This is a genomic window from Pseudidiomarina mangrovi (genome assembly GCF_003999375.1).
Classification (GTDB): Bacteria; Pseudomonadota; Gammaproteobacteria; order Enterobacterales; family Alteromonadaceae; genus Pseudidiomarina; species Pseudidiomarina mangrovi.
Map to the genome: position 1 here is coordinate 78,761 of NZ_RJLC01000008.1, position 20,609 is coordinate 99,369.

Here is a 20,609-nt window from a genome sequence, read left to right on the forward strand (position 1 = left end):
ATCCGGAGAAACTGATAAATAAGTTCTACATTCAACCACAGGAACTTGGCTATGAAAACAATTACTGACCATCTTGCTCAATATGCTGCCTATCACCGTGACCGTCGCAATATCGCCACCCATTTAGTGGGTATCCCAATGATTGTGATTGCTTTAATTGTGCTATTGTCGCGCCCCAGCTTTTTGGTCGCCGATTGGACACTGTCACCGGCACTGGTGGTTGCGCTGATTGCCACCCTATTCTATTTAAAACTAGACGTTGCCTTGGGCGCGGTGATGGGCCTACTACTGGCAGGTTGTCTGCTACTCGGACAACAAGTAGCGCTATTGTCGACCACCGAATGGCTGCTATGGGGCGTGGGCTTATTCGTGGTGGGCTGGGTATTCCAATTTATCGGTCATTACTTTGAAGGGCGTAAACCGGCATTTGTCGATGACATTATGGGGTTAGCCATTGGGCCATTGTTCGTAGTGGCTGAAGTAGTGTTTATGCTGGGCCTAAAAAAGCAACTCCATCAGGCTATTGAAGCACGTTTCGCCTAAACCTATCTGCTCCATAAAAAAAAGCGCCCGAAGGCGCTTTTTTATTATCGCTTGCGGCTTAGAAATTATAGCTTAAGCGGGTATAGACTAAACGTCCAGCGCGGCCAAACGGTGAGTAGTTTGAGTACGGCGTGTTACCGGTACCGTTCTGTGAGATAGGCGCTTCAACAGGGTAAGTATCGGCGATGTTGTCGATACCTACGGTCCAGCGGACGTTATCGGTAATATCCCAACGACCTTCGATGTCAGCGATGACCTTGGCGTCGAGGTAATAATCGTTGGCAGCATTACTATTAGGCACTAGCACATCACCGTAACGAGTAGCGCGGAACGTTGCACCAAATTCACCAAAGTTCCAGTCCGTAGTAAAGGCAAATTTATTATCCGGTGTGCCTTCTTCAAAGGTTTTGATGTTCACCCGAGCAAATAATGTTGGCGCCGGATTTAACGCCTCAAGCACAGGAATACTTGGTACCTTAGTGACTTTGGTGTCGTTGAAGTTAGCGGCAAAGGTGAAATTGAACGAACCGGCAGTTTCCGTTACCAACGGATAGTTCACTACGATATCTACACCCTTGGTTTCAGTATCAACACCGTTGATAAAGAAGCGACCACCGCCCGAACCAATAAAACCTTGGTCTTGCAGATACTGACGCACGTTTGCTGCGGTCAAGTTTTCTGACAGCACAATACGGTCTTCTACATCAATCCGATAAGTATCAATAGTCACATCAGCGCCACCGACTCGGAACGCCACACCAAGCGAGTAGTTGAATGAATCTTCGGCATCAAGTGGTTGAGCACCCAGCGAGATAGCGACTGGATCATCCACCGAGAAGGTGGTGATATCAAACGGCACACCACCAATAAAGTTGGTTGATGTGGTGGTGAAATACTGCTGTTGCAACGATGGTGCGCGGAAGCCATTTTGCACCGAACCACGAATCGCAAAATCATCGCTAACATCATAACGACCAGCAACTTTACCGGTTACGTTACTCCCAAAATCTGAGTAGTCTTCGGCACGAAGTGCTACTGAGCCTAAGAAGTTCTCGGTGATGTTGGCTTCAAGGTCTAAATACACACCCACGGCGGTGCGGCTTTCATCAAGCTCGTTAGCAGGACGGAAACCCGGGAAAACCTGCGCACCTGATGCAGTTGAGTTACCATTTGGTAACAACACGCCACCATTGCGGTACGAATCTGGCTCACCAGCAAAGATACTGTAAGCTTCACGACGTGCTTCGATACCTGCAGCAACGCTTAGGTCCGAATAGAGACCGTCAACTTGCACAAACCGCGCACCCGATAAGTTCAGCACCAACTGGTTGTAGTCAAAACCACCAGCGTAGAACTCAGTTTTACTGGTTGGCCCGATGGAACGGTTTACGGTATTTAATACGTCGTAGGACATTTTGTTGCTACCGTATACCAACGAGGTATCCATATCCCAATCGCCTTGCACCCACTCGTAACCTACTGCTGCTGATAAATCGTCAACGGTTGGAGCAATCAGTGGTAAGAAGCCGTCTGGATAGATCTCAATGACGTTACGGTCGTCTAATGCGCGACGATAAAAACCGCCAGATACTGCCTCGCGTTTTTGATAGCCAGCCCAGCCGTAAAGTTTGCCGCCCTCTAAATCCATACCGGCATTCGCAAATAAGGTGGTTTGTTCAACTTCTGGCTCACCGTACCACGCATTGAATCGCTCAATCGTTGCCTCACGCGGGTCATACGAACCATCACCAAGCAGCGGGTATTGTTGCCGCACATCATAGCCGCCACGTTCAGTACGGTCGGCATCTTTGTATTCAAACGACACGGTTAAAAAGCCATTATTACCCAGCTCTAGGCCCTTCCATCCCGACAACACAATAGTATCACCATCGGTACGGCTGCGGCTGATTGGGTTTGGTGCAGTCCAATTGGCACCCGCTGGAATGTTGCCGGTTGGAATAGTGTATTCGGTGTCGCGATACGAATAACCGAAAGTGACGTTACCACCATCGCTGGCTTCACGTAGTTTAACGTTTAATACCCCAGCAATGGCGTCTGAACCATATTGTGCTGAGGCGCCGTCACGGAGTACTTCTACCGAGCCAATGGCGCCCATTGGGATACTGTTTAAATCTACTGCCGATGAACCACGGCCAATAGAGCCGTTGACGTTCACTAGCGCTGCTGAATGACGGCGCTTACCGTTCACGAGCACCAATGACTGGTCGGGCGACAAGCCGCGCAAGGTGGCTGGACGCACGGTATCGGTACCGTCGGTCAAACCGGGGCGCGGGAAGTTAAACGATGGCAAGGCCGTTGCTAAGGCTTGATTCAGCTCGGTTGAACCTGATTTTGCCAAATCATCACCACTAATGATATCCACCGGAACCGCAGTTTCAGCAGCCGTACGACCACTCACCCGCGACCCTGTTACGGTGATGACTTCCGCCTTTTCTTGAATTTCTTGGGCATCTTGAGCAAGCGCTTGGCCACTCATGGTCGGAAGGAACAAAATTGCTGATAAACTGAGCGCTAAAGGGCTTAATTTAAACGTTCGCATAGCTTTTCTCCGAGTAAGACTCGTCAGCATGGCTTTATCGAATAGTTATTTGTCGTCCTGACGCCATTGCTGGGTAAGTCGTTGTTAGTTTTCTTATAACATCGTTACAGCATGATGCACGCTTCATCTTTCGCCTGCTTGAGGCATTTGTCAAATATGCAGGCTATAATTTTTACGAATAGTGCCCATAGAAATATTATAAGCAAACGAAAAAGGCCCGCCGAAGCGAGCCTTTGTGGTCATGCCGAGCGCTAGCTAGCCGAAAATCAGGAAATACGCCACTGCGCCAATCAATAATGGTGACAGCACACCGGCGATAAAGCGGAAACCGACCACACACCAGGCTGGGCACTCTTTGAGTAGCACCTCACGAATTTGTGGCCAGATTTTCCAGCCTACAAACACCGCAGCTAACATACCGCCAATTGGCATGAGTATATTCGAGGCGAGGAAGTCCATCATATCGAATGGGGTTTTACCGAAAATCGATAAATCACCGGCATACACACCAAACGACAGCGCAGCGGGCACACCTAAAATCAGGTAGTTACTGACCGCAACAATCAGGGTCGCCTTTTTACGTGGCATGTTGTATTCGTCGATGAGAAACGCCACGGCTGGCTCAAGAATTGAGATAGACGAGGTAATGGCGGCAAATAATAGTAGGCAGAAGAACAATACCGCTAAGAATTGTCCACCGGCCATTTGTGCGAATAATGCTGGCATGGTGATAAAGGTCAAGCCTGGGCCAGCACCTGGGTCTACGCCGAAGGCAAATACCGCCGGTAGAATAATTAAACCGGCCAGCACTGACGCTAGCATAGCTAAGAAGCCAATCCATAAACCAGCGTTCACAATACGCGTTTCACGGTTCAAGTACGAACCATAGGCAATCATCAAACCAGCACCTACTGATAGTGAGAATACCGCTAAGCCCAACGCATCAAGTACCATGCGAACGGATAATTTGCTCCAGTCAGGGGTGAGCAAATACATCAGGCCATCGATAGCACCCGGCAAGGTTAAGCTGCGATACACCAAGAACAGCATCAGCACAAACAGCGTTGGCATTAGGATTTTACAGATGCGCTCAATACCTGATTGCACCCCGGCAATAACAATGGATGCCGTGATAAACAGGAAGATAGCGGTGAAACTCAAGGCTGCAATTGGGTCGCCGATAAAGCCGCTGAACGCCGCTTCAAGCGCGGCGCCGTCGGTCATCAATACATCGCCGCGAATCGCTTCTATGATGTAGGCAATAGTCCAGCCGCCTACCACCGAGTAGAAGCCGAGAATGAGGAATACGCACAGTACTGCTATCCAACCCGCGTAATGCCATTTGCCGCCACCGAGGGCGCGATACGCTGAAGTGGCTGATTTGCGGGCACGGCGACCGATCATCATTTCTGACAACATCATCACCACGCCCACTGAAAATACGCAGGCCAAATACACTAATAGGAATACCCCACCACCATTGGCGCCGGCAATGTAAGGGAATTTCCAGATGGCGCCTAAACCTACGGCGGAACCTGATGCAGCTAAAATGAAGCCAATTTTTGAGCCCCAGCTGCCGCGACTATCGGTTGAACCCGTCATAACACGTCTCTCGTTGTTTATTGTTATTTTACTGATGCAGCACTGTAGAGGAAGTTAACCCCAAATTGCAATCCCAAATCGGAAGGTCTGTCCATTTGACGCGGTAAATAACCTACTTTTTGGTTGGTTTTGACGATAAATAGTGAAATACCCACCATAAGAACTAATAACTCTCGCTGCATAGCTTATAAAACAATTAGTTACAGATTGGCGCGATTCTTGCTTGTGTCTTATTCATGCACTAATGCTACAGTAAATCATGACCTAAGGAGCCGTTATGCCCGTGAAATTAGAAGATCGCCCTATCGAGCAAGTCCGCGAAGAAGCGGTGGACAAACTGATCGTTAATTACAGCCATGCCATTATTTCCGCCGAAGCCTTTGAGCGCCGTCTTGATGAGGCGATGGCAAGCAATTCACATCAGCACTTAGTGGATTTAGTCAGTGACCTGCCGATGGAGGCGGATAAGCGTTACGACGCCAGCAAAGAGCGTTCGTTTAGCCCAAAATATGCCGCTGGCGATAACACCGAAGACGACAAAATCATCAGTATTTTGGGTAATGGCCTGCGCGAAGGTGAATGGTTGGTGCCCAAGCGGATCAAGGTGATCGATATTCTCGGCTCCAGCAAGCTGGACTTCACTGATGCGATTTTTCAACATCAACACATCGAAATTGAGCTTGCCACCGTATTAGGTAGTGTTGAAATATTTGTGCCCGAGAGCGTGAACGTCACAGTGAAGATGTTCAACATCATTGGCTCGTCAGAAAACTCTGCGCCATCGATGGCTGGCCGCCAAGCACCGCATATTACCATCACAGGGTATTCGGTATTGGGCTCGCTGGACGTCAAAGTGAAGCGTACCATGAAAGAAAAGTTCGTTGCCTTTGCTAATAATCTTCGTGAAGCACTGGGGCTGGAGCAAAAATCTTAATTAGAGGTATAACTGTTGTGACAAAATCTGCGGTTCTCATGGTTTTGGCGGCGCTGCTATTGGCCGGGTGTTCTTCCAATGATTGGCGCAGTGCGTCACGCGAACCGGCTGGTATCGCCACTTCGGCTGCCAGCCCTGAAGCGGTGATTGAAGTGTTTGCGGCCGATGCCTTCGGCTGGCGCGGAATTTTTGCGGTGCATACCTGGATTGCGATAAAACCAGCCCATGCCCGCGAGTACACCGTCTATGAAGTGGTGGGTTGGCGCGTTGAGCGCGGCCAGCCAGCGCTGTACAGCTATCAAACACCAACCCCTGATCGCTATTGGTATGGCGCACGGCCGGAGAAATTGCTGTCACTGCGCGGCGCTGAAGCGGCTGCATTAATTCCGCGTATTGCTGAAGCCTCAGCGCGTTACCCGTGGGCCGATGAATATACCGCCGTACCTGGCCCCAACAGTAACACCTTCCCCGCTTGGATAGCGCTGCAAGTGCCAGAACTCGGCCTCGAGCTACCCTTTAGCGCCATCGGCAGCGGTTACGCCGATTAAGGCGTTACGGGGTCTCAAGTCCGCGCAAATAAGTGCTATAATCGGCGCCAATACACTGACTTGTGAACCGGTAGGCGCGCTCATGGAAATTAAGGTTAACTTTCTCGATAACTTGCGGCTTGAAGCCAAGTTTGATGACTTCACCGTGGTTACCGACCAACCCATTCGCTATAAAGGCGATGGTTCGGCGCCGAGCCCGTTCGATTATTTCTTGGCCTCATCAGCCTTGTGTGCGGCTTATTTCGTCAAGGTCTATTGTGTTGCGCGCAATATCCCCACCGATAATATTCGCTTGTCACAGAACAACATTGTTGATCCTGAGAATCGCTACAACCAGATCTTCAAGATCCAAGTCGAGCTGCCAGAATCGATTTCGGAGCGTGACCGCGAGGGTATTTTGCGCTCCATTGACCGCTGCACGGTTAAAAAAGTGGTGCAAACTGGCCCTGAGTTCCAAATTGAAACCGTTGAAAACCTCGATGAAGACGCCCAAGCGCTATTGATGGGGCACAGCCTTGATGGTCAGCGCACCTACATTGAAGGCAAAGACTTACCGCTCGAAGAAACCATCGCCAACATGACCGCTATGCTGGCCAAGCTGGGCATGAAAATTGAGATTGCCTCGTGGCGTAACATTGTGCCGCATGTGTGGTCGCTGCATATTCGTGATGCCGCCTCACCGATGTGCTTCACCAACGGCAAAGGCGCCAGCAAAGAAGCGGCGTTAGCGTCGGCGCTCGGCGAGTTTATTGAACGCTTAAGCTGCAATTTTTTCTACAACGACCAATTTTTTGGCGAAGACATTGCCGCCAGTGAATTTGTGCATTACCCCAATGAAAAGTGGTTTGCGCTGACTGCTGACGATAGCCTGCCCGCTGGCCTGCTTGATGACTATTGTTTGAGCATCTACAACCCCGATGATGAGCTGCTCGGTTCGCATTTAATTGATACCAACTCAGGCCGCACTGACCGCGGCATCTGTGCGCTGCCATTTGAGCGCCGCAGCGATGGCGAGACGGTCTACTTTCCATCCAATTTGATTGAAAATCTGTACTTAAGTAACGGCATGAGCGCCGGTAATACCCTGGCTGAAGCACAAGTACAGTGCTTGTCGGAGATTTTTGAACGGGCTATTAAGCGGCAAATCATTGAGCAAGAAATTGCTCTGCCCGATGTGCCGGCCGAGGTTTTAGCGCGCTATCCGCATATTGTTGAGGGTATCGCCGCGCTTGAGGCGCAGGGTTTTCCGGTACTGGTGAAAGACGCCTCGTTGGGCGGCCAGTTCCCGGTGGCTTGTGTAACCTTGATGAACCCACGTACCGGTGGCGTATTTGCCTCATTTGGCGCGCACCCAAGTATGGCGGTAGCCATTGAGCGTAGCCTTACGGAGCTGCTACAAGGGCGCAGTTTTGAGGGCTTAAACGACTTGCCGCCGCCCACCTTTAACTCACAAGAAGTCAGCGAGCCGAATAACTTTGTTGAGCACTTTATTGACTCATCAGGCGTGGTGTCGTGGCGTTTCTTTAGCGCCAGTGCTGATTATGAATTTGTCGATTGGGATTTCTCCGGTAGCAACCAAGCCGAGGCCGATGCGCTGTTTGGCATTCTCGATGCCATGGATTATGACGTCTATATGGCGGTACATACCTCATTAGGTGCGCCAGTCTGTCGTATTTTGGTGCCGGGCTTTTCTGAGATTTACGGCGTTGAAGACTTAGTCTGGGATAACACCAACGTGGCGCTGCAATACCGCGAAGATATTCTCAATCTGCACCGCCTGAGTGATGCCGAACTCACCGACTTGGCGGAACGCCTGGAAGAAAGTCAGCTTGACCAGTACATGGATATCATCACCCTGATTGGCATTGAGTTTGATGAGAACACGGTGTGGGGCCAGCTGACTATTTTAGAGTTAAAAACGCTAATTTATTTAGCCTTAGGCCGCCACGAAGAGGCGCTAGAAGGGGTAGAAACCTTCTTGCAATACAACGACAACACCGTTGCGCGGCAATTGTTCTTCCGCGCCATGCAAGCAGTACTGGAAATTGCTCTGGATGACGAGTTAGAGCTTAGCGACTATCAGCACAACTTGACCCGCATGTACGGTGAGCAGGTCATGGCTGCGGTGATAGGTTCGGTCAACGGTAGCGTGCGTTTTGCCGGCTTAACGCCCACCAACATGCAGCTTGAAGGCCTCGACAAGCACTTACGCTTGATTGACAGCTATAAGAAGCTACACGCTTGGCGCGCGCAGCAGCGCGACTAGCCGCTCGGTGTGGGTATTAGGCGCTAGGTAATTCGCCCTGCCAAAGTTCCAGCGCGATGGTGATTTGCTCATCGCCATCGCTGATATATATCTGGCCATCGCTAATTAGCACACCCCAATGGGTGTTGCGCTGCAGTTTGCTGGCCACTTCTGCTAACCCGTCTTGCGGTAATGCCAACACCCGCACAGTGCTCAAATGCGCCACCTGCGGCAGCACCTTGTCACGCCACAACCGCGCATTGCCATACACCAGCACTGACATGACTGGCGCCCGGCGGCTGGCCTTAGTAATGCGCGCGGCATCGGGCTGGCCTACGTCAATCCAATGCTCTAAGGCACCGGTCAAGTCGCTTTGCCACAGCGCCGCTTCATCGCTATCCGACAAGCCACGCCCAAACGCCAACTGCGGATGATAGAACAAGGCATAGGCCAGCACCCGGCTGGCCAAACGCAGTTCGGTTTCCGACGGATGCCGCGCCACGGTAAACTTTACGCTCTCGTAAACGCCACGGTCGGTATCGGAAATATCTAAGCTAATTTTATAGGGGGTTGCTTGTAGCGCCATGGTTCAACCCTGTAGCGATGAATGGTGGCCCCTCCCAGATTTGAACTGGGGACCAACCGATTATGAGTCGGCTGCTCTAACCACTGAGCTAAGGGGCCATTGAGATGGGATGTTGTATTCCCATGGGAATTGCAAAGCGGCGGCAAGTATAAGGAATTTTGCTACGCTTGTCATGACCTCGCGGCATAAAAAAGCCCCGCGCGGTTGCACCGAGCAGGGCTTTATCATTCAACGCTAGCGCTTAGTCGTCAAGGAACGATTTCAGCTGCTCTGAACGGCTTGGATGGCGCAATTTACGCAGCGCTTTGGCTTCAATTTGACGAATCCGCTCACGGGTTACGTCGAACTGTTTGCCGACTTCTTCCAAGGTGTGGTCGGTGTTCATATCGATACCAAAACGCATGCGCAGCACTTTAGCTTCACGCTGGGTTAAGCCACCGAGTACTTCACGTACGGCGTTGCGCAGGCTTTCTGAAGTGGCAGAATCGACCGGCAGATCCAAGGTGGTGTCTTCAATAAAGTCCCCTAAATGCGAATCTTCATCGTCACCAATAGGCGTCTCCATAGAGATTGGCTCTTTGGCGATTTTCAGCACTTTGCGGATCTTGTCTTCTGGCATCATCATGCGTTCTGCCAATTCTTCTGGCGACGGCTCGCGGCCCATCTCTTGCAGCATTTGCCGTGAAATACGGTTGAGCTTGTTGATGGTCTCGATCATGTGTACCGGAATACGAATAGTCCGCGCTTGGTCGGCAATGGAGCGGGTAATGGCCTGACGTATCCACCAGGTGGCATAAGTTGAAAACTTATAACCACGGCGATATTCGAACTTGTCCACCGCCTTCATCAAACCAATGTTACCTTCTTGAATCAGATCCAAGAATTGTAAGCCACGGTTGGTGTACTTTTTGGCGATTGAAATCACCAAACGCAAGTTGGCCTCGACCATTTCTTTCTTGGCGCGACGGGCTTTGGCTTCACCAATAGACATGCGGCGGTTGATGTCTTTTACCTTGGCGATGGTCAGCCCGGTTTCTACTTCAACTTCAGCCAATTTATGAATGCAGCGCTCAATTTCTGGCTGTAAAGTAGCCAGCGCTTCGGCATAGCTGTCTTTGCCAGTGGCAGCAGCGGCTAACCAAGCGGTGCTGTTTTCGTTACCTGAGAACACCTTCATAAAGGTACGCTTCGGCATGGCAGCCTGCTCAACGCACATTTTCATGATCAAGCGCTCTTGCACGCGCACCCGATGCATCATGTCGCGCATGTCTTTCACTAAGCGGTCGAACTGCTTCGGCACTAGGCGGAACTGTTTGAACAGCTCGCTTAAAGCATCAATTTCAGTGCGCGCTTTGGCGTGATCGCGGCCATGTTTGCTGATGGCTTTGCGGGTTTTCTCATACTGCTCGCGCAATTCAGCGAATTTCTGCCGCGCGAATTCAGGATCAATACCGGTATCAGCGCTGTCGTCGTCATCGCTGCTGTCGTCGGCATCGTCATCTTCATCGTCGAGTTCTTTATCGCTCAATTCAGAGCCGATGTGAGTGGCAACAACTGGTGCGGTGTCCACTTCATTGGGGTCGATAAAGCCTGAGATGATATCGGTCAGACGCATCTGCTCAGCTTCGCAGGCATCCCACTGATCGAGTAAGAAGTTGATGGCTTCTGGATACTCCGCGACCGAGCATTGAACTTGGTTGATACCATCTTCAATACGCTTGGCGATGTCGATTTCGCCTTCACGGGTTAACAATTCAACCGTACCCATTTCACGCATGTACATGCGCACTGGGTCGGTGGTACGGCCTAGCTCACCATCAACGCTTGCCAGCGCTTGCGCAGCAGCTTCAGCAGCATCTTCATCGGCGGTGTCTTCGCTCATCATCAATTCATCGGCATCGGGTGCTGTTTCAAACACCTGAATACCCATGTCATTGATCATGCCAATGATGTCTTCAATTTGATCCGAATCAACGATCTCAGAGGGCAAATGATCGTTTACTTCCGCAAACGTTAAATAGCCTTGCTCTTTGCCTTTGGCAATAAGCATTCTGAGTTGCGATTGACGACTCTGCTGCATACAGATCTACCACCTGTTCTAAATTGCAAAAAAAGAAAGCGAACCGAGCAATAACAGGATTATTACCGGTCTCAAAAATGTCTATTTACTATGTCAAATTGGGACACTAATTTAAGACCGGAAATTATAGCAGATACTGATGTTTTCAGCCAGAATTTAATCAGTTGAGGCTAGGTACACGGGCTAGTGCAAGGTCGCCAGTGCCAATCATCAAGCCGTCTGCGAACACCACTGGGGTGCATTCGTCACGGGTGGTATTACCATCGGCCTGAACCCGGTGAGTACGGTAATACATAACCCGATAGCGCACGCCGTCAACAGTCACTAAATCAGAGAAATTCGGGGCTCCTAGCTCGGCTTCAACAGCGGCCAAGGTGGTGCCTTCAGTCAAACTAGCAATATACTGACGATTACGTTTTTCCGTGTTGCGATAGTCGCTTGAGCTATCGTAGCTATCGTAGCCCTCACCGCCCACCGCAATCACGCAGCCTTGTAAACCCATACCCAATACCACGACAAGACTCAGTGCAGCCAGTTGCGATGCTTTCATAGTTATTCTCCAGACAAGTAAAAATATGACCAAGTATCAACTCAGTCGGTTCGGTAGTTAGCTTAATGCAAACATCTTGCCAAAGTGTGTAAGATATTGATTTGTTTGTAACAAGACGTGAAATGACTAGCAAAGCGCCGATAATTAGTGAGTAATTTCACTAATTATTGGCTTTTTCCTTTATCGCTGCGGTAGCGCAGAAGTTCTTGGTATTCGCGCTTTTCCACTTGCGTTAATGGCGTGTGACGTTCTTTTTCTAACAGTTGCGAAGCGCGTTGTTCCACGAACTGATCAATAAAATAAACAAAGATATCGCACAGCTCACGCAGCACCGCTTCGTCGTCGAGATGATGCTCCCAGCGTGCCAACTGGCGCAGCGCTGATTCTTCCTTGCTATCGCGCCAGCGCTCCAGCAGTTGCGCGGTGCTATGACAGCCTTGATGGGTTTGTTCGTGCAACGCCAATAGTAACTTCATGCCGGCTATTTTTAAGCCCTGCAGCTGCGGGTGCAGTGGAATAGTCGCAGCCACCTGCGGATGCTGTAACAGCAAGCCAATAGCACGACGCATGGGAGTGATCTTAAAGCTTTCGGCTTGCTTAGCGGCCGCTTTAGCCACGCTTATGTGAGCACTCACTTGCGATACATCCCGGCGCAATAAGCGCGCTAGCCGCTCTAACAAGGTCTCGCGATAGAAGGCACTAGCAACCCGCTCGATCAGCGGCTTGGCTTGCTTTAGCAACGCCGATTTACCGCTATCGGTGTCTAGCTGCAAGCCATCGGTGAGATGGGCAAAAAAGTAATCGATGAAACTTTGTGCTTGCTGCAGGCGTTGCTCGAATGCTGCTTTACCCTCTTTGCGCACCAAGGTATCAGGGTCTTCGCCATCGGGTAAAAATAGAAAGTCTAATGCTACCCCATCGTTGAGTAGCGGTAGGGCGTTTTCTAGTGCACGCCAAGCAGCATCGCGGCCAGCGCGATCGCCATCGTAACAACAGGTCACTTGATTGGTGGCGCGAAACAACATTTGCAGCTGTTCGGTGGTGGTAGCGGTACCGAGTGAGGCTACAGCATAATCAATACCAGCTTGCGCCAGCGCTACCACATCCATATAGCCTTCAACAATAATCACCCGTTCAGGTTGCTTGTGGGCCTGGCGTACCTGATAAAAGCCGTAGAGTTCACGACCTTTATGGAAAATGCGGGTTTCTGGTGAGTTTAAGTACTTAGGGCCTTGCTCGGCGCTGAGCACGCGGCCGCCAAAACCGACTACCCGACCACGGCGGTCGCGAATAGGGAACATCACCCGGTCGCGGAAAAAGTCGTAAACACGGCCTTGATCATTGCGGTTGGCTAGCTTTAATTCAAGCAATTGCTCACGGCTCTGCGGGCCACGGCCTAAGCTCTGTAACAGCTGATCCCAGCCATCGGGAGCATAGCCGATATCAAAGGCTTTAACGATCTCGCCACTTAAGCCACGACCTTTCAGGTACTCAATGACTTTGGCGGAATTACTGTGCTGACGCAGTTGCTTGGCAAAAAACTTGCTGGCCTGCTCCATCAGTTCATAGTCGTTGGCAGCTTGCTCGCGCTTTTTGGCATCGGCCTGCGGGTTGCCGTTGGTTTCGCGGGGTACTTCTACGCCGAGCATACTGGCGAGTTCTTCAATCGCCTCGACAAATTCCAGGCCATCAAATTTCATTAAGAAATCAAGTGCATTGCCATGCTCGCCACAGCCAAAGCAGTGATAGAACTGCTTGTCTGGAGCAACGGTAAAACTGGGGCTTTTTTCATTATGAAATGGGCAGCAGGCTTGATAATTACGGCCGGCTTTTTTCAGTGGCACACGGCTGTCGACCACCTCGACAATGTCGGCGCGATCCACCAGATCATGAATAAAATGCTTTGGAATCAGCCCAGCCATGCAATCCTTTCGCTATCTATTATGCCGCGACCTTGATTTGGTCAGCGCTGATTGTACATGCTTCGTGAGTAATTATCAGCAGCCAATAAAAAACCGGATTGAGCGTATCAATCCGGTTTCGAGGTGTCTTGCTTATGCTGTCGAGATGACTGTTGTCAGTGCGAACTGATTTAGTACAAACGAGTACGACGAGCGTTGTCGCGTGACATTTTCTTGGCGTGACGTTTCACAGCAGCAGCTTTCTTACGCTTACGCTCAGTGGTTGGCTTCTCGTAGAACTCGCGGCTACGTACTTCAGACAATACACCGGCTTTTTCGCAAGAGCGCTTGAAACGACGCAAAGCTACGTCAAACGGCTCGTTTTCTTTCACTTTAACAACTGGCATTAAAATCTCACCTCAATGAATAATTCGTTGTTGTTTATCGAATTGGTTAAAAAATAACCACGACAATTAAATTTGGTGCTGAATTGTAGCGGCTTCAGATCCTGATGTAAAGCCTGAGATCAATTAAATTCTAATCGTTGATGCCACTGATTTTTGTTGCGCCATCAGGTAAACTTGTGCAAATTTTGTTGGCGCAAGCTATTGGAGCACGGTTCCATGATCGAAACCTTTTTAGTGCAATTTACCTCACTGTTTACCATGATCAACCCGATCGCCGCGATCCCTATCTATATTGCACTGACCGAAGCCATGACGCCGAAGGCGGCGCGTTGGGTGGCTATGCGCGCTTCACTCACCGCCTGTATTGCGCTGTGTGTGTTTGCCCTGCTGGGCGAAGCGATCTTTAGCTTCTTTAATATTTCGGTCAACGGCCTGCGTGTAGCTGGTGGCGTGCTGTTCTTTGTCATGGGCTTTGAAATGCTGCGCGGTCGCACTGTGCCTAAGCGCATGGACGGTGAAACCGACGGCGATTTCGGCTCCGACGTAGCAGTAACGCCTATCGGCATCCCGATGATTGCCGGCCCCGGCGCCATCACCATGGTGATCATCTTCATTCAAGCCAGCCCAGACTCAGCCAACACCATCAGCTTATTTGGCGCCATTATTGCCGTGAGCGTGCTGACCGCTATCATTCTGGCCAGCGGTCGCCGCATGCTGGCCCGCTTAGGCCGTAGCGGCACTAAAATTCTGATGCGGCTGATGGGCTTAATTGTGATGCTGATTGCCGTCGAGTTCTTCTTCGCCGGCATCAAGCCTTACATCATTGATATCGCGCGCTCCATTTAACCGAGCGCGGGCACCTCAAGGCCACGTTTGGCATAGAAGTCGGTGACATATTGGTCAAAGGTCCCGGCTTCTAGCGCGTTACGCATATCTTTCATCACCCGTTGATAAAAATGCAGGTTGTGAATGGTGTTCAAACGCCCACCGAGCATTTCGTTGGAGCGATCCAAATGATGCAAATAAGCCCGCGAGTAATTCTTACAGGTGTAGCAATCGCACTCTGGGTCGAGCGGGCCAGTATCGGTACGATTGACCGCATTGCGGATCTTCACCACCCCATTCGAAACGAACAGATGGCCATTACGGGCGTTCCGGGTGGGCATCACGCAATCGAACATATCCACGCCACGACGCACCGCTTCAACCAAGTCTTCGGGCTTGCCCACGCCCATTAAATAGCGTGGCTTATCGGCTGGCATTTGCGGGGTAATGTGGTCCAACACCCGCATCATGTCTTCTTTCGGCTCACCAACTGAGAGGCCACCAATGGCATAGCCATCAAAGCCAATTTGGCTGAGGCCATCAAGCGAAATGGTACGTAGCTCTTCGTACATGCCACCTTGAATAATACCGAATAGCGCTGCGGGGTTATCGCCATGGGCATCTTTCGAGCGTTGCGCCCAACGTAATGACAACTCCATCGAGGTACGCGCTTGCTCGGGTGTGGCCGGATGCGGGGTACATTCATCAAAGATCATGACAATATCAGCGCCAAGATCGCGCTGCACTTGCATGGATTTTTCTGGGGTCAGCAAAATCTTTTCGCCGTTAATAGGCGACCGAAAGGTCGCGCCTTCTTCGGTGATTTTGCGCAATTCGCCTAAGCTGAACACCTGAAAGCCACCGGAGTCGGTTAGAATCGGCTTATCCCAATTCATGAAGTCATGCAGGTCGCCGTGTTGTTTGACAATGGCGGTACCGGGTCGCAACATCAAATGGAAAGTATTGCCCAAGCAAATTTGCGCGCCGGTAGCGGCGACTTCTTCGGGGGTCATGCCTTTTACCGTGCCGGCGGTGCCAACGGGCATAAAGGCTGGGGTATCGACAATGCCACGGGCAAAGGTCATACGGCCGCGACGGGCTTTGCCGCTAGTCCCTAATAATTCAAATTTCATCACATCACCACGTTAATAACGGATAAACAGTCCGAGGGCGTTTAGTATACCCTAGCTGGATTTCGCGGTCACAAACATTGCGTCGCCGTAACTGAAGAAACGGTAGCGCTCACGCACAGCTTCAGCATAGGCATGCAACACCTGCTCACGGCCAGCAAAGGCCGATACCAACATGATCAGGGTGGATTCCGGTAAGTGGAAATTGGTGATCATGGCATCGACCACTTGGAACTGATAACCCGGGTAAATAAAGATATCGGTATAGGCGGTGTATGGCTGCAACGGCTGTTGGCTCTTCAGCGCCGCCTGAGCGGCAGATTCTAATGAGCGTACTGAGGTGGTCCCCACGGCGACTACGCGACCACCACGGGCGCGTGTTGCAGCGATGGCGGCGACGGTCTCGGCGGGCACTTCAGCATGCTCACTGTGCATGTGGTGCTCAAGAATATTACTCACCCGCACCGGCTGAAAGGTACCGGCGCCGACGTGGAGAGTGACATAGGCAAACTCAACGCCACGCTCGCGCAATGCTGCTAAAATCGGCTCATCAAAGTGTAAACCGGCGGTTGGTGCAGCAACCGCGCCGGGCTTTTTATTGTAGACAGTTTGATAACGCTCGCGGTCACTGGCTTCATCAGGGCGGTCAATATACGGTGGCAGCGGCATGTGTCCATACTGCTCTAACAGGCTTAACACGCTGTCGCTATGATGAAAATACAACTCAAACAAGGCGTCATCACGACCGAGCATTTCCACTTCAACGGCACCTTCAAGCAGCATCCGTTGCCCTGGTTTTGGCGAACGGTTACTGCGCAAATGCACTAGCGCACGGCGGTCATCCAAAATGCGTTCGACCAGCACTTCAACTTTGCCTCCTGAGAGCTTTTCACCCAGTAGCCGCGCGGGGATCACCCGCGTATCGTTAAACACCAATAAATCGCCCGGCTGTAATACCGCGATGATATCGCTAAACTGCTGATGCGCTATGGCACCGGTATTGCCATCAAGGCACAGTAAGCGACTGGCACTACGCTGGGGTTGCGGGTAGCGGGCAATTAATTCATCAGGTAACTCAAAGCTAAAATCGGTCACGTTCATGGCTGGATTTCAAGGTTCCGTTAACAGCAGTTGTGGCGCGTACTTTACCCTGTTTGATGGGCAAAAAAAAGCGCACCGACTAGCGGTGCGCGAAGCTATGAACAACCCTTCTACCGTTCACTAAAAAGAATACGTGATTGCTTTGCTTAACAGATCACTGGCACCTTTCTCGCCTTTACAATTCACCACATCTTTTTTCGTGAACACGTGAATCTTGTCGTTATCCTGTTCGCCAGCACCAATGATGACTAGGCTGATGTGCTCGTTATTGGGTAAGTCTCGCAAGGTACTGCCATAATCACACAAGGTCTGCACAAAGGTCTGTTCAAAGCTAGCCACTCGTGCGCTGCGCGCTTGCTGCATCTCTTCCATGCGAGCGCTGGTGCGTTGCTCGATCTGGCCCTGCGCTTCACGCAGTTCAGCTCGCGCTGATTGCATACGCTGCTGCGCTTGCTCGAGTTTCATTTTAGCCTCGGCTAACTGCTGCTCAGACTGTTTACGCGCGCTGTCACTCGCGTCTTTATCGACCCGCGATAAATCACGAATCACCCGCCGCGCATCGCGCATTTCCTCTGCGGCATCACGCATGGTCGAGACCGCTTGGCGCAATTCATCAGAAAAAGTCACACCGTCTTCAAAATGAATCTCATCACCCTCGATACGGACTTCGTGGCTATCGATGATAACCTCAACCTCACGCTGCTCGCCATCATCTATCTCAATGACTTTTTCGACCCGTGGCCCGCGTCGGTCAATTTGGATTAATTCGAGCTTTTCCATGGGTGGCATGGGCGGCATAGGTGCGCCGGCGATGCCAAAGCGTTGCATGCGACTGCCAAAATTGACTCGATACACCACACCCTGACCGGCTAAATAGGTGCTCTCAAGCGGGCTACGCTCAGCCCAGCTGCGCTTGCGGTCATCACCCTGCTGATGACCGATAGCAGTGTTAATAATGCTGGCCATAATATCTAACTGCTTGGTCAACGCCTCGCGTTGCTGCGCGTTTGCCCAGCTCGCAGCGCTTAGGGTGAGTGCCGCTGCGGTGGCGGTCAAAATGAATGTGCGCATACCATGATCCTCAATTATTGACTAACAGGTTGATAAAGCGGATAGCCGCTTTGTTGGAGTAAATCTTCGGAAATTTGCTGAATTTGATTGGCGAAAAATACCTGATCATCTTCACGCTGAGCGTTGACGTAGCGGATCAGATCAGCCATGTCGTCATTGCGCTCTTCACGATTCGCGGCAATCACGTAATTGACCAGCTGTTGATTCGCCACGTTCATATCTTCACGCATGTCGTTACGCAGGGTGACACCATAATTGACCAGGGCTACTTGCTGCGCTGCGGCATATTCATTCAGACGCTCGGCAACGCGCTGTTCAATCACTAGAGGATCAATAGCGTTGCCACCAAAACGTACGGTCAGCCCCTGCTCGTTACTGATGACCTGGGTATTACCCACCACCAGCAACAGTGCCAACGCCGAGCAGGCCATTGAGGCTAACGGCAACCATGGCCGCTGCCACCAAGCTAGACGCGGCGGCTGCACGGCGCGAAAGGTGCGCTGGCGATCCCAGTTAGGTACCGGTTGGGGTTCCCATTGGTCGGCAAGCTGCTGTAACTGGTCAGTGAATGGATGCTGTTGCTTCATACTGCCTCCAAGTCGCGTTGTAGTTTTTCTACAGCGCTATAAAGTCGTGATTTAACGGTACTCAGCGGCACCTCAAGTTGGGCCGCAATATCAGCCAAGGGCAGATGCTGAAAGAACTTCAATTCCACCACTTGGCGCTGCTCCAGCGGCAGCTTTTGCAGTGCAGCGACCAGTTGATTGCCGCGCTGCTGGCCTTGATAGACCTGCTCTGGATGATGCCAATCTTGGTCACTGACCTGACTGTCAACGCTATCCATGTCGAGATGGTCTCGACGGCGCCGATACACCTCAATACACCGATGATGGGCGATTGTCAGTAACCAGGTTTTAAAGCTCGCCTCACCGCGCCAGCCAGCTAAATTGCGAAACACGGACAAAAATACGTCTTGCAGTAAATCCTGCGCATCCTCACGCTGGCCAAGCATCCGCAAGCCATAGTTATAGACTAAGCCTTCATAACGCTTAACTAATTGCAGCCAAGCTTGCTTGTTGTTATCCAGCGCTCGTTCAATGAGCCGTTCATCTGAGGGTGCAAACACGCGTTTCGTTCCTTAATGACTTGTAACCTTAGTCGCCAGCAGCGCTTAAAAAGTTTGTTTATGGCAAAAAAAAGGTGGCTCAGTAGCCACCTTTTTTTCAATCTCGCGCAGTGCATTATGAGTTACGCGCTGAAAATACCCTTCAGCATGTAGAAGAACATAATCGACATGATGGCACCTGCGGGTAAGGTGACTACCCACGACACCACAATGTTACGCACCACACCTAAGTTCAGAGCCGCAATACCGCGCGCCATACCAACACCCAGCACCGCGCCCACCAAAGTTTGTGTGGTAGAAATAGGCAAGCCAGTACCTGAGGCGATGACCACCGTGGTGGCTGCCGCTAGCTCCGCGGCAAAACCGCGGCTAGGCGTTAAATGGGTAATACCTTTACCGATGGTGGCGATAACGCGGCGGCCGAGCATGCCCAAACCGAGCACGATACCAACCGCACCGACCGGTAATACCCACCAGGCTAGTTTGGCAGTGCTAGCAATTTCGCCACCACTGTTGACGATACTGACCACCGCAGCGAGCGGGCCGATAGCGTTAGCGACATCGTTTGAACCATGGGCAAAGGCCATGGCACACGCAGTCACCACCATCAAAATAGCGAATACCCGTTCAACGTTAGTGTAGTGCATGTGTCGATCCGCCGAGGGATCAAACTTAAGCCTACCGATAGCGTATTTACCGACAAAAAACAGCACTACCGCCATGGCAATGGCAGCACCATAACCTTGCATGCTGGTTAAATCTAAACCAACGTGGGTAAGGCCTTTTTTGATCGTAACCAACGACACCATGAAGCCGGTCAATGCCATATAAAACGGCACATAGCGCTTGGCCATAGCGAGTGGATTTTCGCTATCAAAAATCAGCTTCTGGGCGCTTAAGAAAATAAAATAAGCAATTAAACCGGCAATTAACGGCGTAATCACCCAGCTACCGACAATACCGGTTACTTTTGACCAGTGTACTGCTTCAGTACCGACGCCTACTGCGGCAAAGCCAACGATAGCACCGATAATAGAGTGCGTGGTGGATACCGGCCAGCCAAGCCATGAAGCAATCAGCAACCAAGTACCTGCCGCCAATAACGAGCCGATCATGCCGAATACCAGTAGCTCTGGCGTATCGACAAAATAACCGGAATCGATAATACCGCTACGAATGGTTGCGGTGACTTCACCGCCGGCTAAGTAGGCGCCAGCAAATTCAAAAATCATCGCCACAATAATGGCTTGCTTGATGGTCAATGCTTTGGAACCTACCGAGGTTCCCATAGCATTGGCCACGTCATTGGCGCCGATACCCCATGCCATGAAAAAGGCAAAGCCAGCCGCCAGTAAGATCAGTGTGGCGTTATAGGTATTAATAATATCCATGGTTAGCTC

18 protein-coding genes and 1 tRNA gene are annotated in these 20,609 nt (G+C 51.1%); 5 read left to right on the forward strand and 14 right to left on the reverse strand.

The window, feature by feature from the left end; genetic code table 11:
- Positions 1-51 precede the first annotated feature (51 nt).
- Entirely contained in the window at positions 52-543 is a 492-nt protein-coding gene (locus tag EFO84_RS02565) for an Mpo1 family 2-hydroxy fatty acid dioxygenase (protein ID WP_127346505.1), read from the forward strand.
- Positions 544-601: 58 nt separating this feature from the next.
- On the opposite strand, the gene EFO84_RS02570 is transcribed toward EFO84_RS02565, so the two are convergent.
- Positions 602-3,103 (reverse strand): TonB-dependent receptor plug domain-containing protein, encoded by a 2,502-nt coding sequence (locus tag EFO84_RS02570; RefSeq protein WP_127346506.1) that lies wholly within the window; start codon positions 3,101-3,103, stop codon positions 602-604.
- A 255-nt stretch (positions 3,104-3,358) separates the two neighbouring features.
- On the reverse strand, positions 3,359-4,705 hold the full coding sequence (locus EFO84_RS02575) for a sodium-dependent transporter (protein ID WP_127346507.1): 1,347 nt from the start codon (positions 4,703-4,705) through the stop codon (positions 3,359-3,361).
- 277 nt (positions 4,706-4,982) lie between these two features.
- Between EFO84_RS02575 and EFO84_RS02580 the strand changes: the two genes are divergently transcribed.
- The 3 genes from EFO84_RS02580 to EFO84_RS02590 all read left to right on the forward strand — a co-directional run bounded on the left by EFO84_RS02580 (position 4,983) and on the right by EFO84_RS02590 (position 8,453).
- On the forward strand, positions 4,983-5,639 hold the full coding sequence (locus EFO84_RS02580; RefSeq protein ID WP_127346508.1) for a LiaF domain-containing protein: 657 nt from the start codon (positions 4,983-4,985) through the stop codon (positions 5,637-5,639).
- Positions 5,640-5,677: 38 nt separating this feature from the next.
- On the forward strand, positions 5,678-6,187 hold the full coding sequence (locus EFO84_RS02585; RefSeq protein ID WP_127346580.1) for a DUF3750 domain-containing protein: 510 nt from the start codon (positions 5,678-5,680) through the stop codon (positions 6,185-6,187).
- 82 nt (positions 6,188-6,269) lie between these two features.
- Positions 6,270-8,453 carry an OsmC domain/YcaO domain-containing protein gene (locus EFO84_RS02590; RefSeq protein WP_127346509.1) on the forward strand — a complete coding sequence of 728 codons (2,184 nt, stop codon included), beginning with the start codon at positions 6,270-6,272 and terminating at the stop codon, positions 8,451-8,453.
- Positions 8,454-8,469: 16 nt separating this feature from the next.
- On the opposite strand, the gene EFO84_RS02595 is transcribed toward EFO84_RS02590, so the two are convergent.
- From EFO84_RS02595 to rpsU, 6 genes are all read right to left on the reverse strand, one after another.
- The gene (locus EFO84_RS02595; protein WP_127346510.1) at positions 8,470-9,018 is read right to left on the reverse strand and encodes a YaeQ family protein; all 549 of its coding nucleotides are present in this window, start codon (positions 9,016-9,018) and stop codon (positions 8,470-8,472) included.
- Between the two features lie 22 nt (positions 9,019-9,040).
- Positions 9,041-9,116, reverse strand: a tRNA-Ile gene (locus tag EFO84_RS02600).
- 143 nt (positions 9,117-9,259) lie between these two features.
- Entirely contained in the window at positions 9,260-11,098 is a 1,839-nt protein-coding gene (gene rpoD, locus EFO84_RS02605) for an RNA polymerase sigma factor RpoD (RefSeq protein WP_127346511.1), read from the reverse strand.
- A gap of 160 nt (positions 11,099-11,258) precedes the next feature.
- Entirely contained in the window at positions 11,259-11,648 is a 390-nt protein-coding gene (locus tag EFO84_RS02610; RefSeq protein ID WP_127346512.1) for a DUF3192 domain-containing protein, read from the reverse strand.
- Positions 11,649-11,812: 164 nt separating this feature from the next.
- Positions 11,813-13,570, reverse strand: coding sequence for a DNA primase (dnaG, locus tag EFO84_RS02615; protein WP_127346513.1), 1,758 nt, complete (start codon positions 13,568-13,570; stop codon positions 11,813-11,815).
- Between the two features lie 170 nt (positions 13,571-13,740).
- Positions 13,741-13,956: a 30S ribosomal protein S21 gene (gene rpsU / locus EFO84_RS02620; protein WP_127346514.1), complete on the reverse strand. Its 216-nt coding sequence runs from the start codon at positions 13,954-13,956 to the stop codon at positions 13,741-13,743.
- A 216-nt stretch (positions 13,957-14,172) separates the two neighbouring features.
- Between rpsU and EFO84_RS02625 the strand changes: the two genes are divergently transcribed.
- Positions 14,173-14,802 (forward strand): MarC family protein, encoded by a 630-nt coding sequence (locus EFO84_RS02625; RefSeq protein WP_127346515.1) that lies wholly within the window; start codon positions 14,173-14,175, stop codon positions 14,800-14,802.
- Here the strand turns inward: EFO84_RS02625 and tgt are convergent.
- The 6 genes from tgt to EFO84_RS02655 all read right to left on the reverse strand — a co-directional run bounded on the left by tgt (position 14,799) and on the right by EFO84_RS02655 (position 20,600).
- Positions 14,799-15,914 carry a tRNA guanosine(34) transglycosylase Tgt gene (gene tgt / locus EFO84_RS02630; RefSeq protein WP_127346516.1) on the reverse strand — a complete coding sequence of 372 codons (1,116 nt, stop codon included), beginning with the start codon at positions 15,912-15,914 and terminating at the stop codon, positions 14,799-14,801. The genes EFO84_RS02625 and tgt overlap by 4 nt on opposite strands.
- A 51-nt stretch (positions 15,915-15,965) precedes the next feature.
- Complete coding sequence (gene queA, locus EFO84_RS02635; protein WP_127346517.1) at positions 15,966-17,012, reverse strand: tRNA preQ1(34) S-adenosylmethionine ribosyltransferase-isomerase QueA; 1,047 nt, start codon at positions 17,010-17,012, stop codon at positions 15,966-15,968.
- 120 nt (positions 17,013-17,132) lie between these two features.
- The gene (locus EFO84_RS02640) at positions 17,133-18,083 is read right to left on the reverse strand and encodes a hypothetical protein (protein ID WP_127346518.1); all 951 of its coding nucleotides are present in this window, start codon (positions 18,081-18,083) and stop codon (positions 17,133-17,135) included.
- A 14-nt stretch (positions 18,084-18,097) separates the two neighbouring features.
- Positions 18,098-18,670: a hypothetical protein gene (locus EFO84_RS02645; RefSeq protein ID WP_127346519.1), complete on the reverse strand. Its 573-nt coding sequence runs from the start codon at positions 18,668-18,670 to the stop codon at positions 18,098-18,100.
- On the reverse strand, positions 18,667-19,209 hold the full coding sequence (locus EFO84_RS02650; protein WP_127346520.1) for an RNA polymerase sigma factor: 543 nt from the start codon (positions 19,207-19,209) through the stop codon (positions 18,667-18,669). Before EFO84_RS02650 ends, EFO84_RS02645 begins: the two co-directional genes overlap by 4 nt.
- A gap of 122 nt (positions 19,210-19,331) precedes the next feature.
- Positions 19,332-20,600 carry an inorganic phosphate transporter gene (locus EFO84_RS02655; protein ID WP_127346521.1) on the reverse strand — a complete coding sequence of 423 codons (1,269 nt, stop codon included), beginning with the start codon at positions 20,598-20,600 and terminating at the stop codon, positions 19,332-19,334.
- Between the last annotated feature and the right edge of the window lie 9 nt (positions 20,601-20,609).

Bases quoted from the DNA above. Each gene is read 5' to 3' on its own strand.
- EFO84_RS02565 (WP_127346505.1), top strand. From the start codon at position 52: ATGAAAACAATTACTGACCATCTTGCTCAATATGCTGCCTATCACCGT.
- EFO84_RS02610 (WP_127346512.1), bottom strand. From the start codon at position 11,648: ATGAAAGCATCGCAACTGGCTGCACTGAGTCTTGTCGTGGTATTGGGT.
- EFO84_RS02655 (WP_127346521.1), bottom strand. From the start codon at position 20,600: ATGGATATTATTAATACCTATAACGCCACACTGATCTTACTGGCGGCT.
- EFO84_RS02570 (WP_127346506.1), bottom strand. From the start codon at position 3,103: ATGCGAACGTTTAAATTAAGCCCTTTAGCGCTCAGTTTATCAGCAATT.
- EFO84_RS02625 (WP_127346515.1), top strand. From the start codon at position 14,173: ATGATCGAAACCTTTTTAGTGCAATTTACCTCACTGTTTACCATGATC.
- dnaG (WP_127346513.1), bottom strand. From the start codon at position 13,570: ATGGCTGGGCTGATTCCAAAGCATTTTATTCATGATCTGGTGGATCGC.
- EFO84_RS02590 (WP_127346509.1), top strand. From the start codon at position 6,270: ATGGAAATTAAGGTTAACTTTCTCGATAACTTGCGGCTTGAAGCCAAG.
- tgt (WP_127346516.1), bottom strand. From the start codon at position 15,914: ATGAAATTTGAATTATTAGGGACTAGCGGCAAAGCCCGTCGCGGCCGT.
- queA (WP_127346517.1), bottom strand. From the start codon at position 17,012: ATGAACGTGACCGATTTTAGCTTTGAGTTACCTGATGAATTAATTGCC.
- rpsU (WP_127346514.1), bottom strand. From the start codon at position 13,956: ATGCCAGTTGTTAAAGTGAAAGAAAACGAGCCGTTTGACGTAGCTTTG.
- EFO84_RS02640 (WP_127346518.1), bottom strand. From the start codon at position 18,083: ATGCGCACATTCATTTTGACCGCCACCGCAGCGGCACTCACCCTAAGC.
- EFO84_RS02580 (WP_127346508.1), top strand. From the start codon at position 4,983: ATGCCCGTGAAATTAGAAGATCGCCCTATCGAGCAAGTCCGCGAAGAA.
- EFO84_RS02595 (WP_127346510.1), bottom strand. From the start codon at position 9,018: ATGGCGCTACAAGCAACCCCCTATAAAATTAGCTTAGATATTTCCGAT.
- rpoD (WP_127346511.1), bottom strand. From the start codon at position 11,098: ATGCAGCAGAGTCGTCAATCGCAACTCAGAATGCTTATTGCCAAAGGC.
- EFO84_RS02645 (WP_127346519.1), bottom strand. From the start codon at position 18,670: ATGAAGCAACAGCATCCATTCACTGACCAGTTACAGCAGCTTGCCGAC.
- EFO84_RS02575 (WP_127346507.1), bottom strand. From the start codon at position 4,705: ATGACGGGTTCAACCGATAGTCGCGGCAGCTGGGGCTCAAAAATTGGC.
- EFO84_RS02585 (WP_127346580.1), top strand. From the start codon at position 5,678: ATGGTTTTGGCGGCGCTGCTATTGGCCGGGTGTTCTTCCAATGATTGG.